The sequence below is a fragment of the Amycolatopsis sp. AA4 genome (assembly GCF_002796545.1).
Lineage (GTDB): Bacteria > Actinomycetota > Actinomycetes > Mycobacteriales > Pseudonocardiaceae > Amycolatopsis.
In genome coordinates, this window is sequence record NZ_CP024894.1 from 2,669,025 (window position 1) to 2,686,431 (window position 17,407).

The 17,407-nt window shown below is 67.6% G+C and carries 13 protein-coding genes and 1 pseudogene; 9 read left to right on the plus strand and 5 right to left on the minus strand.

The annotated features are described in order from the left end of the window. Positions 1-948: 948 nt before the first annotated feature. Complete coding sequence (locus tag CU254_RS42980; RefSeq protein ID WP_009076227.1) at positions 949-1,578, minus strand: hypothetical protein; 630 nt, start codon at positions 1,576-1,578, stop codon at positions 949-951. A gap of 115 nt (positions 1,579-1,693) precedes the next feature. Between CU254_RS42980 and CU254_RS12705 the strand changes: the two genes are divergently transcribed. From CU254_RS12705 to CU254_RS44615, 5 genes and pseudogenes are all read left to right on the plus strand, one after another. Beyond that, positions 1,694-2,206 carry a hypothetical protein gene (locus CU254_RS12705; RefSeq protein ID WP_037713481.1) on the plus strand — a complete coding sequence of 171 codons (513 nt, stop codon included), beginning with the start codon at positions 1,694-1,696 and terminating at the stop codon, positions 2,204-2,206. A gap of 276 nt (positions 2,207-2,482) precedes the next feature. Continuing rightward, positions 2,483-4,477 (plus strand): M6 family metalloprotease domain-containing protein, encoded by a 1,995-nt coding sequence (locus CU254_RS12710; protein ID WP_037713483.1) that lies wholly within the window; start codon positions 2,483-2,485, stop codon positions 4,475-4,477. Positions 4,478-5,937: 1,460 nt separating this feature from the next. Beyond that, positions 5,938-7,047, plus strand: coding sequence for a hypothetical protein (locus tag CU254_RS12715; protein ID WP_009076235.1), 1,110 nt, complete (start codon positions 5,938-5,940; stop codon positions 7,045-7,047). 104 nt (positions 7,048-7,151) lie between these two features. After that, positions 7,152-8,165 (plus strand): annotated as a pseudogene (locus CU254_RS12720) (M1 family aminopeptidase); the annotation flags it as partial. 230 nt (positions 8,166-8,395) lie between these two features. Continuing rightward, positions 8,396-8,524 carry a hypothetical protein gene (locus CU254_RS44615; RefSeq protein WP_255409863.1) on the plus strand — a complete coding sequence of 43 codons (129 nt, stop codon included), beginning with the start codon at positions 8,396-8,398 and terminating at the stop codon, positions 8,522-8,524. Positions 8,525-8,771: 247 nt separating this feature from the next. Here CU254_RS44615 and CU254_RS12730 read toward each other — a convergent pair whose 3' ends face one another. From CU254_RS12730 to CU254_RS12740, 3 genes are read right to left on the minus strand one after another with little or no spacing between them, the layout of a single operon-like run. After that, a complete protein-coding gene (locus tag CU254_RS12730; RefSeq protein ID WP_234392819.1) occupies positions 8,772-10,184 on the minus strand; it encodes a four-carbon acid sugar kinase family protein in 1,413 nt (470 codons plus the stop codon). Beyond that, positions 10,174-10,545, minus strand: a complete 372-nt coding sequence (locus tag CU254_RS12735) for a VOC family protein (protein WP_009076240.1) — start codon at positions 10,543-10,545, stop codon at positions 10,174-10,176. Before CU254_RS12735 ends, CU254_RS12730 begins: the two co-directional genes overlap by 11 nt. Positions 10,546-10,583: 38 nt before the next feature. Beyond that, the gene (locus CU254_RS12740; protein ID WP_037713488.1) at positions 10,584-11,936 is read right to left on the minus strand and encodes a tryptophanase; all 1,353 of its coding nucleotides are present in this window, start codon (positions 11,934-11,936) and stop codon (positions 10,584-10,586) included. Positions 11,937-12,140: 204 nt separating this feature from the next. Here CU254_RS12740 and CU254_RS12745 point away from each other — a divergent pair, with 204 nt between their 5' ends. Then, positions 12,141-12,689 (plus strand): hypothetical protein, encoded by a 549-nt coding sequence (locus tag CU254_RS12745; protein WP_037713491.1) that lies wholly within the window; start codon positions 12,141-12,143, stop codon positions 12,687-12,689. Here the strand turns inward: CU254_RS12745 and tsrT are convergent. Next, positions 12,682-14,343 (minus strand): tryptophan 2-C-methyltransferase, encoded by a 1,662-nt coding sequence (tsrT, locus tag CU254_RS12750; protein WP_009076246.1) that lies wholly within the window; start codon positions 14,341-14,343, stop codon positions 12,682-12,684. The genes CU254_RS12745 and tsrT overlap by 8 nt on opposite strands. Positions 14,344-14,775: 432 nt before the next feature. On the opposite strand from tsrT, the gene CU254_RS12755 reads away from it, so the two are divergent. The 3 genes from CU254_RS12755 (at position 14,776) to CU254_RS12765 (ending at position 17,014) form a co-directional block, all read left to right on the plus strand. Further along, a complete protein-coding gene (locus tag CU254_RS12755; RefSeq protein ID WP_158688015.1) occupies positions 14,776-15,756 on the plus strand; it encodes an AraC family transcriptional regulator in 981 nt (326 codons plus the stop codon). A 156-nt stretch (positions 15,757-15,912) separates the two neighbouring features. Beyond that, entirely contained in the window at positions 15,913-16,560 is a 648-nt protein-coding gene (locus CU254_RS12760; RefSeq protein WP_158688016.1) for a FadR/GntR family transcriptional regulator, read from the plus strand. A gap of 25 nt (positions 16,561-16,585) precedes the next feature. Further along, positions 16,586-17,014 carry a VOC family protein gene (locus CU254_RS12765; protein ID WP_199841130.1) on the plus strand — a complete coding sequence of 143 codons (429 nt, stop codon included), beginning with the start codon at positions 16,586-16,588 and terminating at the stop codon, positions 17,012-17,014. Positions 17,015-17,407 lie beyond the last annotated feature (393 nt).

Below are 17,407 nucleotides of genomic sequence, written 5' to 3' on the forward strand. Positions count from 1 at the left end.
TTTAGCGGCCGCCCGACGCGAGTGATTCCTATCAGCTCGAACGTCCGGCTCAATACGGCCGAAGGACGCCGCCCGGCTCAGGTAACCCCGCAGAGGGGCCGCCATCAGCGCGAACGGCCTCACGTCGCAACCTGTCCGAAGACACCTGAAATGCCCGGCATTCGACTGGTTCCGGGGCCGCGTTCGGCACGCGGCCGAATAGGAATACAGGTTTATGCGCATTCATGAAATACCCATTCTGAACAACTTCGGGCGGCAGTCTGCGGCATGCGGTGAAACAGAAATTGCGAGAGAGGCGGACAACCCGCGTCAGCTGGGGCGGACGGAGCCGGGACGCACCGCCACGACCACAGGAACGATCTGGAGCCGCTGCGCCCCAGGCGACCGCACACGGCGGCAACAGCGGAGAAGTGGCGACAGTTGAATCCGCGAGGTCACCAGGTCGGTGCCCGGCAGGGCCGCCGTGGGTTCGGCTCAACCTGGAGTCGTCGCGTCCGATCGTGGTTTCGAGCAGTTGCCGGGCCGACGAGGCGTAGCGGATGGCGGATTTCGGGTCGAGGCCGAAGACGACGGCCAGCTGCAGAGGATCACCCGATAGGTCAGGTCGTCCAGCGGCCGGGGTCTTCGCGGCCAGTAACGCTCGTGCCGACGACGCCGAAGCTGCGGCCGAACGTGCTCGCACCGCCGCCACTTAAGCCCCAGCCGCTGCCGCGCGGGCGGACCAGGACGTCACATTCGCCGAGGCCGCGCTCGTCCGCCAGGCCGCCATGCGCGCCAACGCCGCCGATGCCGACGCACGCGCGGCGCGGAAGCCCGCAACGCCGCCGACCAGGTCCAGCAGCGCGCGGGCAAGTCCGCTCCGGCGCTCGGGGGCCGCGCAGCGCGCCCGGGACGAAGCCAACGCTTCCGCGTTGGATGCCTCGACCGCTGCGTTGCAGGCCGACATCGCTACCCCGCGCCGCGAGTGCGGCGGGTGCGGCGGGTGCGGTCCGCGTCCGGCATCGCCAACCCGGCGGACTCCGCGATCGGGATGGCCGCGCCGTTCGCCGGATCCGATGTTGACGCCGACTTCGCGCACAACGTCGCCAACCAAGCCCGTGCGACTGGCGGCAGCCAGGTCGACCCTGCCCAGGTTGCCGCCAATGACACCGCCGAACGCGCCCGCATCGCCGCCGAAGTCGCGCCCGCCTGCCAGGCAGCTGCCGACGCCGCCGACTCGGCCTCCGCCGCCGCACGATCCGCCGCCGGCCCCGGGCTTCTGCGATCGCAGCGGGGTGGCGGTGCCTGGCCAGCAGAAAACTCTTTGCGGAAGGCGGATTCGAGGACGAGCCGCACCTCGTCGTCGTGCGGGCGGAGGCCGGTGCCGACGTGATCGCGGCTGGAGGTGTCTGCCAGCTGGTCGCTGACCTCAGCAGGACGTTCGGGCCAGGCCTGTTGTCGATCGCGGGCAGTTGGGGGGAGTTGGAGAAGCAGTTCGCGCCCGACGCCGCTGCGGCGGAAGAACCGCAGTTCGCCGCTCTGGTCGCCATCGCGGTTGCGCTCGCCGAGCTGGAACTGGAAACCGAGCGCGTTGCCCATGGGGGATTCCGGAAGGACGGGCTCGTAGTCCTTGGGCGGACCGCACGTTCGATGTCGCCTCGAGGTTGAGGGCCGCTTCGACACGCGGCCACCGGGTGGTCATCAGCTGCGGCCGATGGTGCAGTGCCATCAGGGCCAACGTGAATTCGAAACTGGCGACGTTGGCGTTGATGTCGGCGGCGACCTGCTCGTTGTCGCCGAGCAGGGCGAGCAAGGTTTCGCGGAGACGTTCGCGGGCGGCGGAGTCTCGCTGGGCGTGCGGAAGCTCGAGTGCGAGGCGGACGAGGTCGTTGACGATGACGGCGTCCTCGTCGGATTCTTCCTCTCGGGCGAGGGTGGGTCGTTCTTGGAGTGGGTCGTCGCGGAAGCGGTCGAGGATGCGGTCAATGTGCGCGATTTGCCGGTCGCGTTCGGCTGCTTCGTTCTCGTCGGGTTCTTGCGCGTTGTCTGCGGCGGCGTCCTGGATCAGCAGGGAGCAGGCCGGCCGGCCGCGGAAATAGCGGGAGGTTTTCCGTGCCGCAGCTGGCATTGTTCGAGTCGGACGTCTTGGATAAATCATCTGGCGACCGTTCGCGTGTCATGGCTGTCGAATGAACAATTGCACTTGCTTGCCTGGTCGACGCCCTGAATCTTGACACTCAGCTTCGCTTAAGGTTTTCTTGCCTCTCCGGCAGGCCCAGCTTCGTTCCACGTCGCAGGCGTCCTGGCTGCTGAAGCTGTTCGGCAAGGAAGCCGAACGTGCGATTCAACGCGAAATCATAACCGGCGAATGATGCGCCGGTTATTTCGCCGCCCTCTGCGGGGGAATTCGCTCAGTGGGGCGGTCCGGTTTGTTCCGGTATTGCTTGTGGTGTTTCACGGCCGGTCGCGGCCTGACGGCGGGTACTCCGACAGAGGAGAGCGGATGAATGTGAGCAAGAGACGGCTTCGGGCCAAGATCGCCGCTGGGGTAGCGGGGCTGCTGGCAGTCGGGATGCTGGTCGGCGACGGGGTTCTGATCGATCGGGCCGCACCCCAGGCCGGCGGGCAGCCAGGTGCGGCCCGTGCCGCCAGCCCGGTGCCGCACAGTGCGGAAACGCCGCGGCAGCAGGAGGGCCGGCCGGCGCTGCCGGAACCGACTGCCGCGCCGGGGAGTCCTGAGCTTCCGAAACCGTCCGGGAGGCGCGATACGGCGACGAGGCACGGGACGGCCGCGGCGGGGGCGGACGGCGCGGCGGACTTTGCCGGGTTGGACGACCGGCCCTCGCCTGCCGAGCAGGTGCGCCGGCAGGCGGCCGCGGACAACATGGAGCGCGAGCTGTCGGCGGTTGCCGACAATCCCGGGGGGCATCGGTCCGGTCCGGCCGCGGCGTCCGGCTCGGCGGACCCGGCGCCCGGCACGGCGGAGTCGTTGAAGACGGTCGGGACGCACAAGGTGTTCGTGCTGGCCGTCGAGTTCGGCGACGACACGACCCCCGCCATCGGCGGGCCGGCCGGCCCGGTGCACAACCAGATCCCCCGCCCGGACCCGAAGAAGGACAACTCGACGTACTGGGTCCCGGACTTCGACCAGCAGCACTACCGGGACCTGTTCTTCGGCGACGGGGCTCCCTCCTTCAAGGACTTCTACCGGCAGCAGTCACAGGGCCGCTTCGACGTGACCGGTTCGGTGACCGAGTGGGTCAAGCTTCCGCACAGCGAGGCCTACTACAACCAGGTCGACGACGAAAAGCTGGACAAGCTCGTCGCCGACGGCATGAACGGATGGATCGCCAACCGCAAGGCCGCCCAGTGGTCCGACGCCCAGATCAAAGCCGAACTGGCCACGTTCGACACGTGGGACCGCGCCTCCCGCCAGGACAAGCCGGACGGCCAGATCGACCACCTGACGATCATCCACGCTGGGATCGGAGCCGATGCGACCGGAGTCAAACGCAATCAGAAGGACGACCCCCGGCTCCGCAACAACATCTGGTCGCACAGCCGGGATACGGCGGTTCCGGTGGACGTCGGCGGCACCGGGATCAGCGTATCCCACTACACCATCGAGCCGGAGAACGCCGGGGTCGGCGTCATCGCGCACGAATTCGGCCACGACCTCGGCCTGCCCGACCTCTACGACACCGTCGGTGAGACCCACAACACCGCGGGCTTCTGGTCCATCATGGACAAGGGGTCGTGGCTGTCGGATTCGGACACCGCCATCGGCACGGCGCCGTCCGGATTCGGGCCGTGGGAGAAGCTCATGCTCGGCTGGGTGGACTACACGGCCGTCCGCTACGGGGAGGGAGGCGATGTCGCCCTGGACGCATCCGACGCGAAGCAGAGCGACAACGCGCAGGCGCTGGTGGTCATCCTGCCCAAGGGCCCGGACGGCAAGGGCCGCTACTACCTGGCGGAGAACCGGCGTTACACCGGATACAACGCCGACCTGCGCAGAGCGTACTTCTTCAGCGATCCCGCCGGCTCCTCCGTCGTGCAGCGCTACGGCTACCAGCCGGGGATGCTGCTGTGGTACTGGAACCGGTCCTACACCGACAACAAGATGGCTGATCATCCCGGGGCCGGTCAGGTGATCCCCATCGACGCCCACCCCGACCAGATCTCGTCCGACGACGGCCGTGCGGCCCCCGTCGCCGTGCAGATGTACGACGCGGCCTTCACGCTGACCCCGACCCCCGCGCTGGATCTGCGGTGGTCGAACCGGAACGAGGACAACATCAAGTACCAGGCCAGGATCTCCGTGCCGTCGGCTCCCGCGCAACCGGCCTTCGACGATCGCCTCTGGGCAGCGAAGAAGCTGCCGGGAACCGCGGTGGCGGTGCCGGACACCGGCACGAGCGTCACGCTGGCCGGCGAAGCGCGCGACGGCGGCACGGTCACGGTCCGGCTCGCCTTCGCCAAGCCGTCAGCGCAATAACCGGAGACGGCGAACGCCCGAACCGTCCGGAGATGCCGGGCCGCGCGGCAGGGATGTCAGCGACGAGCTGCTCCCTCCGCGCGGCCCGGCTGTCCGGTCTCGTCAGGCGGGCAGACAGCACGAGCCGATCGACACGCTCCGCAAAAGAATGAACGCGATGCGGCAGGGCACCGCCCGAAGGCCAGGCGGTCATGCCCGGGAACAACGATGTCGGCGCGTGACCAGACTCGGCAGCTGTCCGATGTCCGCCCAAAGCACCGGCGGAGACAGGCGAACGCGCGCCTTAGCCCCAACGGCACCGGCCGTGCTGGCCTGCCGCGGTACGCGGTCTCAGCGGTCGGTTCTCGGAGCGATGCGCTGGCTGGCGAGTGCGCGGTCCGGTCGGTTGGGCGCTACTGGTTGCGGCTATGTCCGGATGCGGACGAGGTATCCGCCGGATACGGCGAGTCGCTGGCTTCCCCCGGGAACCACCGGACGCTCCGGCCGTCGACGGGCCAGCCGACCTTGTCGTCCACGAGGGCGGCGGCCTGACCGGGACCGGCTCAAGGGACACGAGCGCGTCCTTGGCCCGGCGCTCAACGCAGCGGGCGGATTCGCGGCGATGCGCTCCGCGGAGGGCGGCCAGCGGATCGCCGTGCGCCGGTACAAAAACTCGAACTCCTATGTGGACACTGTAATGGCATGGGCGGTCCGCTGCCGCGGCGCTGCCGCCGAACTGCCCGGCGCCGACGCGCCGATCGGCGCGTCGGCGGGGAAACCGGGCGAGAGCGTTCCGAGCGCGGGGCCGGTCTCGCGGTGCCGAACTCCGCGGCTCCGGACAGCGCGGGGACCGCGAACTCGTCAAGCAGCAGCGCATCTTTCGCCGGAGAGCTTCCCGCTGTCTCGACGAAGCCGGAGCCGACGACCCCGCCGGCCAGCACGTCCGGCACCCCGCCGACCTCGGCCAGCGCGACGCCCTCGAGGTGCGGAAACGCCGAGCCCGGACGAAGTTCCGTCGACGCCTGAAGAAAGACGTCGCGGTCTTCGGAACCACCGACGCAAGAAAGCCGCCGCCGCGAAGAGAAGTCCTCCGACGGCGGAGCCGGCGGCGAATGCGGGCCAAGCGCCGAAACGTCGGCGACCGGTTCGGCGGGTTCTCCGGCGAACGGTTCGGGGCACGAGCCGCAGCGGTCCGCTCCCGCCGCGTTCGCCGCTGCCGCGGTCGTTTCCGTTCCGCGCTCTGACTGTCCTGGACGGAGCCGGCCCGCGGGGAATCGACCCGCTGGCCTTGATTTTCGCATGACTTTTCGCGGGAACGCCCGACTGTTCGCTCGTGTTCCGGAAATGGGGAATGCGGCGGTCCGAGCCACTACGAAAGTTGTGGCCCTAGGCTGGGGTTTTCGGTTCACCTGCCTGTTCTCCGGGCGGAAATTGACTTACGTTCGCGGCTTCGTGCAGACAACCGGAGGAGAGGTACTCTCGTGTCACAACGATCCCGGACTCTCGGCAGGACCTTCGTCGCTGTCGGCGTTCTGGTAGCGGCTGCGGCCGGTACGGCCGTCCCGGCGGCGGCCGCGCCGAAGCCTTCGTCGGTGGAGAAGGACATCGCACAGCTGGAGCGGGAAGTAGACGACCTCTTCAAGGCAGAGGATTCAGCGAGCTCGCTGCGCGAGGGCAAGCCGCTGGTCGAGTCGCCGGTTGCCGGGTCCGGCCGGAAAGCCGAAGGCGACCCGGGCGTCATTCCGGGTTGCACCCCCGGGTGGGTGAATTCCGAGATCGCAAAGCTCCAAGCATCGCTCACGGATGTCGAACAGCGGGCGATGTCGGTGGTTGGCGTCCTCGCCGTGGAGTACGCGTGGCAGGTCGCGAACGACAAGAGCCCGCAGGTATTCGGCACCGACGGCCAGTACACGGCCCGTGCCGCTGCCGTGATCGACAAGCTGCGCGGGTTCTGGGACGTCGAGGGCTGGGACATTCAGCTGGTGGCGCTCAAGGGCACGGACACGGCCAGCCCGGAGAAGATGACCCAGACGTTCGCGCTCGGCTTCGCCCCGGCGCGCGCCGCGGCGGCGGGCGCGCTGGCGAGCAAGGTGGTGCACGAGGTGCCCGCTTTGCAGGGCGGGCGGAACCCGCTGCTGTCGGAGACTGCGGCCGCGCTGCCTATCTTCCCGGGCCCGCGCATCCTGCTGGGCGACGGCATGCTCGACCTGGCCGGCCGGGCCGGTTTCGGCGACGTTTCGGTGGAAGGGATCGTGGGGCACGAGTACGGGCACCACGTTGATGCCGCGCACGGCAACTCGCCGGGCGACGAGTCCAGGGAACTGGGTCCGGACGCCTACGCGGGCTATTTCCTCGCGCACGCGAAGGGCGCGGCGTGGGACGCCCGCGCGCAGCAGGAGTTCGCCTACCTGATGGCTTCCGTCGGCGACTGCAAGCACAGCCACGGCACTCCCGGCCAGCGCAAGTCCGCGGCTGCGTGGGGCGAGCGGCAAGCCCTTGCGCAAGACAACCCGAACAAGATCGTTCCGTCCGCGACGATGATCGAGAAGTTCCAGAAGGAATACCCGAAGCTGATCAAGCCGCGACCCTAGGCGCGCGTCGCCGCACGCTGACCTGGCCGTGGGCCGTCCCGTCCTCTCGGGGCGGCCCACGGCACTCAGCGCACCGAAATCCGTTCACCACGATCAGGAGTGTCCTGACCGCACCGCAACGCTGGCGTCGTCCGGCAACGACCGTCGCCGCCCTCGCCGCAGCAACGCTCGGCGCCACCATCGCCTCGGCCGGCCAGGACGAGCCGACCCCGGGCACGGACGGGGCCGGGGACAGCTGCTACCCGCAGGACGGCAACGGCGGGTACGACGTCTCCGACTACGACCTCAAGGTCTCCTACGCGCCGGACAGCCGCCAGCTCACCGGCCTGCAGACAGTAAACGCGCGGGCGACCCAGCCGCTCAGCTCGTTCAACCTCGACCTGCGCGGCCTCACCGTCGACTCGGTGAAGGTCAACGGCCTTCCCGCCCAGTTCAGCCGCACCGGCGACCACGAACTCGTGATCACGCCGCGCAACTCGCTCGTATGCGGGCTGCGCTTCAGCGCCGGGATCGCCTACCACGGCGTCCCGACGACGATGCCGGGCTCGAACGGCTGGCAGCACATCAGGCCCGGCGGAGCGTTCGCGGCCGGCCGGCCGCAGTCGGCCATGACCTGGTACCCGGCCAACGAGACTCCCCGCGACAAGGCCCGGTTCCGGTTGGCCGTCACGGTTCCGGACGAGTGAAAGGCGATCTCCGACGGCCGCGCGGCGGGCACGTTCAAGACCGCGGGGGGCACCACGCACGTGTGGTCCGAGGACACGCCGGCCGCGCCCGACCTGACCACGCTCGCGATCGACAAGTGGACCTTGAGCAAGCGCCAGCGCGCGGACGGCACCCTGATCGTCAGCGCGTTCGCGCCGGACACCACCTAGAAGGCCGACGCGAGGCTGCCGGAGGTCCTCGACTTCCTGGAGTCGAAGTTCGGGAAGTACCCGGCCAGCGCCGCGGGCGGCAGCTACCCGGACGTGCCGATCGACTATTCGCTCGAGACGGTGAGCCGCCCGGTCTATTCCGCTTCCATGGGCGACGTGAACACGATCGTGCACGAGAACGCGCACCAGTGGTACGGCGACTCGGTGGCCGTCGACACGTGGAAGGACATCTGCCTCAATGAACGGCACAGCCGCGCCGGGTCAGCCGGTGAGCGTGACCTTAGTGTTCGCCCGCGCCCGGCACCCGCGGACGCCGGTGGGGACGATCGACGTTCTGACTTTCCCAGGCCGCCGTTCGGTCGGTGTTGACCGGAGAGAAGCGAGCGTTGGTTCACGAGTCGCGGCAAGGCGAGCGGCGGGGTTCGCTCACCGCCGACCGTGAGAAATGGCGCGCCTATGCAGAGGACGAGTGGATGTCGCACCGTGACCGCAAACCGGCCGGCACCTTCAGCCGAGGCCCGGTGATGACGGCGAAAGCCCGCTGCCCGCGTTGGACGTGGCAGAGCCCGCTCATCACCAGGGTGCCGCAGGCGATTTCGTGAGGAGCACGGCGTCGTCGACACGTGAAATAGGGACCAGGCCACGAAATGTGCCGCGAGCGAGCTTCGGCTGCGTGTCCCCGCACTCCTCGTGCGCCGGTGGGCGAACGTTGCCATGCCACCGATCTAGCGGAGGCCGCCTGGTACACCGTCAGGTCTGGGCACAAACGGCGGGCAAGCGAGTCTCGCCGCCGTGCTCGCGCTGATCGGTATAGCTGCTCCCACAGGACGGTCGTACCCGGCTTCCCGATCATCTTCTGAGCTTCTTGACTACCTCGGCAAGAGAGCTCGTGCCGCCGACGTTGCCCGCGAACACGACATACGGTACGCCCGCGAACGGTCCGTCAGCCGGTTCCCACAGTGAAACGATGCCGGGCAGCAGGGTGCCCCGGGCGACGGCGTGCCGGATGCCGAGGCTCTTGGTCGCGATGTCGCTTGACGTGATGCCGCCCTTGGCGACGACGAAGGCCGGGCGGCGTGATCGGACGGCGGCGGAGACGGATTCGACAAGCGCCGTCGAGACTCGGCGTGCGACCGCGAGGCTGGCGTCGCGCCCGTTGCCGGTGACGACTGTTCGGCTCGTGCGGATCACCACGTCACTGTGCTCCATGGCCGCGGCGGCCTGGGCGGCGACCTCGGCGATGTGCTCGGCTCGTGAGCACGTGTCGAGTGCCGCAGGCGCGGAGAGCTCGACCTCGCTGATTCCGTCCAGCCGACGCAATTCCTCAAGCTGAGCAGTGGTGAGCGTGACATGCGAGCCGATCACGACGAGTCCGTGGCCGGCGGTGCGCCGTCCGGGCCAAGCCAGAGGCCGGCGGGCGTCCTGCCCGATTCGCGCCCGCACAAAAGAAGGCCCAACTCGGTACAGAAGCCTGATGCCCGCGGCCTCGGCGCGGACGATCGCCAGCGCGAGCACGCGCAAATCGTCGTCGCACATCGCGTCCACGACGGCTGGCCGCCCGTTCCGGAGCGTAGCAAGCAAGGCGGCGACATGGTCGGGACCACCGTTCCGCACGTCAGCGAGAGTTACGGCGAGAACCTCCTCCGACGGGATCCGCCCGGCGGTCTTCTCCTCGACCCAGTCTCGGAGATCCGAGCTGCGGTAACCGAAAACGGCATCCCTGGCGAATTCGGTCTCGCCCACCGGAATCATGCCCGACGGTGTGCGCATCCAGTGCGTGGAGCCGACAGTGACCCGTCCGGCCTCGATGTACGCGGGGGCCAGAACGACGCCGTCGATCGGCCCGAGCTCCTCGGCGAGTACGTCGGTCTCCAGCGGGTAGTAGCCGCGCAGGGTCGAATCGCCGCGGCTGGCCACGACGACCTCGCGCCCCATCGCGCGGGCTGCGGCGGCGAGTCCGCGAGCTGCCTCCCGGTTGCGAGCCGCGGCGTCGTGCGCGGTGAGGCTCCTGGTGTTGGTCAGGACGAAGAAGGCGTTGGTCCTCTGGCTCAACGCCCATCGCAGATCCGCGTCGGACCAGCTGGTGATCACGGGGACATCGGCGACCGTCTGCGTCCCGGTCGGGTCGTCGTCGAGAACGGCTACGCAAGGGCCGCCGTCGATTGCCCGGGCGACTTCGGCGGAACTGACCCGCCGCACAGGAGGAAGCGCCGCGTCGTCCGGCGGTGCGGTCGCCGGCGCGCGCACGCGGTCAGTCGCCACGGAAGTTGAGTTCCAGCCGGATGAGGTTCGGGTCGAAGACATATACCTGCCGGAGAGGCAGGCGGGGCCGGGAATCTACCGTGTCGTAGGGAATCCTGAGTTCGTCGAGCCTGCGGCAAAGCCCCTCGAAGTCCTGGGCTTCGAATGCGACGTGGTCGATCGGGCCGGTGCGCGCGACGCGGTTCTCGCCGACCTCGTTCACGTGCACGACCGCGTGGCCCGCTATGCACAGCCACGCGCCCTTGACCTCGAGCGCCGGCCGGTCGCCGAGTGTCATGCCGAGGACGTCCCGGTAGAACGAGACTGTGCTGCCGAGGTTGTCTGTCTCGATGTTGTAGTGGTCGAGCGAGTTCAAGAACATGGACTCACCGTAACATTGGTCGACCGGTGTGCCAATCCTTAGCCCAAGGGTTTCAGAACTGCTGTGAAGTGCCGCAACGTGTCGGCCTGCTCCACGACGCGGTAGCCGGGAATGCGGTCCTTCGCCGCGGTGACCCGTGCCGCTGCTTCCGCGACGTATTCGAGATGGTTGCTTGTGTAAACCCGGCGCGGCAGCGCGAAGCGCACGAGTTCACGGGGCGCCGGGAGATCCGGGCCGCCGTCGGGATTGCGGCGCCCGAAGACCAGCGTCCCCAGCTCCGACACACGCACTCCGCCTTCGCTGTAGAGCGCATTGGCGAATGCCGTAGCGGGCAGTTCGTGGGGAGGAATGTGCGGCAGATGCGCGGCGGCGTCCACATAGACCGCGTGACAACCGACAGGTTCGACTACCGGCACGCCGGCGGCGGCAAGCCTGGACCCGAACCACTGGGCTGCTTCCGAGCGATAGCGCAGATAGGCCGGGTCGGTCACTTCGTCGAGCCCCTGAGCGAGTGCCTCGAGGTCGCGCCCGGCGAGGCCGCCGTAGGTCGGGAAACCCTCGACGGCGATCAGCTGGTCCCGGCAGCGTGCAGCGACCTCTTGGCTGTTCAGCGCGATCAGCCCGCCGATATTCGCCAGCCCGTCTTTTTTCAGGCTCGCCCAGCATCCGTCGGCCAGGGTGAACATCTCACGCGCGACACGGCGTGGCGCGACGCCGGCGTGCTCTGGATCCCGCACGGTGACTAAGTAGGCGTTCTCGGCGAATCGGGACGCATCGAGCAGGAGCGGCACACCGTGGCGATCGCAAAGGGCGCGCGCGCCGGCGACATTGTCGATCGAAACGGGTTGTCCGCCGGCCGCGTTGTTCGTGATTGTCAATACCACGCAGCGCACTCGCGCACCGTCCGCGGAGCAGAGCAACCGCTCGACCTTGTCGAGATCGATGTTGCCGCCGAAGCCGGAGGCAGGCGACTGGCTTTCCGGAAAATCGGCAGCGGTCGCGCCGGCGGCCTCGACGCTGGCGCGGGTGGTGTCGAAGTGGGTGTTGCCGACCGAAATGTCGCCGGCTCCGAGCATCGCACCGAGCAGAATGCGCTCCGCGGCGCGGCCCTGGTGCACGGGGATCACTTCGCGGTAGCCAGTGAGGTCGCGCACGACCGTCTCGAATCTCTCGAAAGACCTGGCGCCGGCGTAAGATTCGTCCCCGCTCAGCAACGCCGCCCACTGCTGGGCCGACATCGCGCTGGTTCCGGAATCGGTCAGCAGGTCGACGGAGATCGCCGAGGCAGGCACCCGGAAGAGGTTGTGCCCCGCCGCGGCGAGCGCGCGCACACGTTCTTCTCTGCTGGGGAAGGGGATCGGCTCGATCGTTTTGATGCGAAAAGGTTCCATGAAAGCGGGCACCGTTCGACCGTAACGACGACCCCGGCAGGCAAACGATCCGATTCGCGCCGGCGGAGGTCCGGATCGCGACTGATGGCTTAGGTTCTCCATCCATTCTGCCCTGGCGCGAACGGCCGGACGCGGACATGCTGCGACGACCGGGTTTCGATGGCGAAGGGCGGGCGGTCAGCGATGGAGCAAGAGCATTGGCCGATGCCCCCGGAGGACGCGAAACGGCCGTCGTGGGTGTCCTGTCTTCGGTTGGAGCGGCTCGATCCCGAGCTGTTCGACGCGCGGATCCGGCACGTCGACGTAGGCGCGGGCCTCGCGCTTTCGTACCTGGCTTTCGGCGGTCCGGTGGAGCTGGAGCTGGGGCCGTTGCTCGAGACCTATCTCGCGGTGATCCCGCTGCGCGGAGAGGTTCGTTTGATGAGCGGGGGGACCGACGGATGCGCTAACGCGAAGCGTGCGGCGGTCATCGATCCCGCCGAGGGGCATTGGCAAGTCTGGCCTGCTGGAGCCGAGGTGCTGTTCGTGCATGTGCACATCCGCCACTCGTTCCGCAGCAGGTATTGTCCGCATGCCCGGCTTCGGCCGTTCCTCGATCTCGCCACCGCGGCGGGGCGGAACTGGCTGGATTCCCTGATGTCGCTCGTCTGCCGTGCCGACGAGCTGAAACCCGCCGAGCCGCCACCGCCCGAGGTCGTCGCCAGTGCTGACGAACTGGGCCGGGAGCTGCTGCGGCTGCAACAGGTCACTTGAGGGCGCCGCGCATGATCGCCTCGCGCTGAGGCCAATGCGACCAGAATGCGCCGGTGCAGCCGAGCTCGTTCATGCGCAGCAATAGCGGGTTGTCGGCGTAGTTGTTGTCCTCCGGCGATAACCCGGGAGAGGTCGGCAACATGACTCGCGGGCGATCCGCGGCGGGGACGCACTCCCACAGCAGCGCAAGGCTTTTCTCCCAGCGGTCGCTCGGGCCAGGCGACCCGGCATCGCCTTCGGGCAGATCCGGCGAGAAGTAGTAGACCGGCCGGAACCGGCCGTGGCCATCGAACATGAACTGGCGTTCGTAGGAGACGGTGTCGGCACACTGGTCGAGTGGCGCCAACAGGATGGGCTCGGTCGCCGTGTTCGACTGGATGCCGGGGATCGATGTGGAGCCGTTGCTCCGCGCGGCGAGGTTCCGCCCCAGCGGGGAATAGGGGAACACACGGATCCCGAGGGTGTAACCGACGACGGTGGCACCGAGATCCAAGGTGGTCCGCACACATTCGCGCACCGTCTCCTCGGTCTCGCCAGGCATGCCGAGCAGTACTTCGACCATGGTCAGCATGCCTAGTCCGTGCGCCCAACCGCATACTCGCCCGACGTCCTCGGCCCCGTAGAACCGGCGGCCTTTCCCGGTCACCTTCCAGCCGTCGAGCACCTCGTCGCGCACATGATCGGGGGCGACGTTGATACCGGCACAGCCCGCCTCGGCGAGCAGTTCCGCGTATTCGCGGTCGAAGGGCGCCGGCTGGACATAGATCCACAGCCGCAGCTCGTGCAACGGAGACCGGGCCGAGGCCTGCTTGCGCCGTATTATTTCGCGCAGCACCTTCTTGCTGTGCGAGATGTTGAGGTTGAATTCGCTGTCCGTTGTGTGCAGGTCGTGCACTCCCTGCTCGACCAGCGATTCCATCTCGTCTGCGACCGCGGACGGAGCGCGAAGCGCGAATCTGGTCCCCTTCGCGTCGGGCTCGACGCAGTGCGTGCAGGCGAACGGGCAGCCGTTTCGAGTCAGGATGTTGCCGAGGCCGCCGCGACGGTAGTACTCGAGATTGTCCACCTTGTGCGGCACGCCGGACCGCCGGGTGTACGGCGTGACGACATTGACCATCCGTGCCCGGCCGCGGTGGATCTGGGGATCGCCGGCCGGCGTTTCGGTCACGTGCCCGACGTGGTCGTTGACGATGAGCCCGGGCACCGCGGTGGTGCTCCGGCCGTTGGCCAGCGCCTCGGCCAGCAGCACGACAGTGAGTTCTCCCGGTCCTTTCACGCCGAAATCAATGCCGAAATAGTCGACGAGAGCGAATGGCATCGAGGAGAAACCAACACCGCCGCCGACGACCGGCGCGCTGGTGACCTCGCGGATCGTTTCGATGATCTCCCGGTGCGAATCGAGAAAGACGCGCTGCTCCTGCGGGTAGATCGTGTCGGTGTTTCGCACCGTGACACCGACCAGAAACGGTGAACGTTCGGCGAAGTACCGGTGAACCGCTGCTCGCCAATGATCGCGGACCAATGTCAGATCGAGAACTTCCGCCTCGAAACCCGCGGCCTCCAGAGAAGTCGACAGGATGTCGAGGGCATACGGCGTGATCGGCGGGTGCACCAGATTCGGATTGACCAGAGTGACCAGGTTCTTGTCCGTCATCGTTCCCTCCCGAGTACGCCGCTCATCTCATCGCACTCGGTCCGTGAAGTGCTGCCGGCTTGCGTGAACCGGACGAAACGAGGCGCCAACCGGACAGCCCGCCGCCCTCCGCCGATCGGTCCGACGAGCTGGTGAACCACTCTGGCGATTCGACCGGGTGACACCTTCTCGGTTGGTGTCATCATTTGCTTACAGAGGGGTGCTCCCGTATCGTTCGAGATGAGCTTGACCAGCGTGAATGCCGGTGCCCGCAGGACGCCCTCGGCGCGAGCGAACGGCCTGCCGGAAGCCTGCTCGGGCCGGAGGTTGACCCGCATGGTGGTACGGCACCGCTGCCGAGGTGGCCAGAATCAAGACGCAGTTTGCAATTTGCAGGCCCAGTCGTCCGGGTTCGGGACGCTGAAGGAAACGTTGCTTCTGGGGGAGAGAGCGATGACGGAGCCCTTCACGTTGCTGAGGCGGCACGAAGTGTTTCGTTCGGGCGACCTGGATCAGGTCCGCGAGCAAGTGGCTCGTCTCTTCTGTCCGCACGAGCTCGTGTTGTACGGCCGAGGCGCCCGCCTGAATGCGTTCGTGCGGTCGAAACGGCTGCGTAATGTGGCGGTCAATGTGATCGCCTACGGAGGCGAGGTGCTGATCGACCCCGGCAGGCTCGACGACTTCTTCGTAGTCATGATGCCGTTGTCGGGAAAGGCGCATATTCGCTCGGGCACCGAAGAAATCGACTCTTACCCGGGCCTGGCGACGATTCCGCATCCGGATCGGCCGTTGCGCATGCGCTGGACGGCTGATTGCGCGCAGCTGATCATCAGGATCGATCGCGTCGCGCTCGAGGCACGCCTGCGCGACGGACTCGGCTATCCGCTCAACGACGGCTCTCTGTCCTTCCGGCTCGGCATGGACCTGACAGCCGGGCTGACGGCGAGCTGGCGGCGGATGTCCTTGATGTTCGCGCGCGAGCTCGATCACGAGGAGAACCTTGTCGACCGAGCCGACCTGGTCGGGTCGTGGGAGGACGCGTTGATGGCGAGTCTCCTGCAGGCGCAACAGCACAATTACAGCCCGGCGATGTGCACCAAGGCGCTTCCAGCGGCGAGGCCCGAGGTGAATTCCGCCATTCGCCTGATCAAGGACAGTCCGGAAGAAGATTGGTCGGTCACCCGGCTGGCCCGGGTGCTGGACATTGGCCCGCGAAAGCTCCAGCAGGGGCTGCAAGAGATCGGTACGACGTTTACGCAAGAGCTGCGCATGGCGCGGCTGCAGCGGGTGCACGACGCGCTGCACGCGGCCGCGCCTGGAACTACCACGGTGTCGAAGGTGTTCGCGCAGAACGGGATCAAGCATCACGGTCACGGTGCGGGGCAATACCGGGACCTGTTCGGCGAGCGGCCTTCCGACACGCTGCGTCGCTGAATGCGCAATCTGGATTGCTCTGTGCGCGCAATGGCCAGGCAGCCGCAAACGTAGGCACTACTCTGAGTAGTTCTCCGACCAGTCCGTGGCGGACTGCTCCTCGGAGAACGAGGGGAGACCAGGATGTCTGGACCGGGGAACGCGCCGGCCAGGGACGTGGCGCGCTGGCTGATCGCCTATCTCCAAAGGGGCGAGCTTCGCCCGGGGGACCGGCTGCCGCCGGAGCGTAAGCTGGCCGAGATGTTCGGCGTCCGCCGAGCGAAGCTGCGAGAGGCGATCAATCCCCTCGAGGTGCTGGGACTGCTGGACCGGAGAGTGGGCGACGGCACGTACTTCGCGAGCACGAGTTCGGAATTGCTGCCTGAAACCGTGCAGTGGGGATTGATGCTGGACGCTCACAACGCCGGGCAGATGCTCGAGGCATGCTGTCACCTCGCGGTCGACGTCGCCGGACTCGCGGCGGCGCGGCGGTCGGCGGAAGAATTGGCGCGCTTGCACGGATTTCACGCCGCGATGACCGAGGCGGCGGAGGACCCTGACCGGTTCGCCCGAGCCAGCTCCGCATTCCACCAGCAGATCGCGAAAGCGGGTGGAAACGAAGTGCTAGCGGGCGTGCTTTCCAGCATCCAGTCGCTGCTGCGTGCACGGATCGCCCGGGTGGAGGACGCCCGCGAGTCGATGGGAGAGTACGGCTTGCTGGTGAAAGCCATCGACGCGTCCGACATCGCATCAGCGCGCGCGGCGATGGCAGCGCATGTCGAGCGGGTCGCTGCGAGAATCCGTGCGGAAGAAGCAGGCGACTGACGTGCGCGGACGGGAGATCGCCGGGTTGGACCACACCGGGATAGTCGTCCCCGACCTCGAAGCCGCGATCGAGTTCTACGTCACCGCGTTCGGCGCGGAGTTGGTCGGCCGGGAAGCCGACACCGACGTCGCCTCCGACGCGATCGGACTCCCGGGGGAAAGAGTGCGGCTGCGCGGCGCGTTGCTCAGGTGCGGCACCGGGCTTCTGGAACTTCACGAGTTCCTTGTTCCGCAAGGTCGCGAGTCGCGTCGGCCGTGCGATACCGGAATCGGCCACATCGCTTTCGCCGTCCCTGACATTGACGCGGCGTATGACCGCCTGCGCGCGGAGGGGGTCGCCTTCATGACCGCCCCGCAGACGATTGAGTCCGGCCTGTATGCGGGCCGGCGGTGGGTTTACGGCAAGGACCCGTGGGGCGTGATTGTCGAACTTTGCCAGCATCCGTCCGGATGAGAGGGTGGAGTCAAGCTGAGGTCAGGGCCGTCGAAATTTCGACGTAGCGTCAACAAAGTTGCCTGCCGAGCGGATCTCGACTAAGCGCTGGTATGGCACCGTTTCTGTTCAGGCGATCGGGGAACAGTCTGCACGCGGCAGTCCTACCTGCGCGAAATGGACCGGAGCGATCGGGTAGGTGACGAACATCGTGAGTCGTGGCCGCTAGGTTTGAGCTACAACGGGCCTAGCCCCGCGGTGAGTTCTGTTCAATCGCTTGGACTCCATGCGGGAGAGCGCGTTCGGCACGGAGGCAGTCGGTGTGTTGCGGCGAGCGTACACAGTGTACTAACCTGCCACTGGCCGACCGGTCGACCAATATTTCCCTCGGGTGGCAGCCCGGTGTCGCCGCAG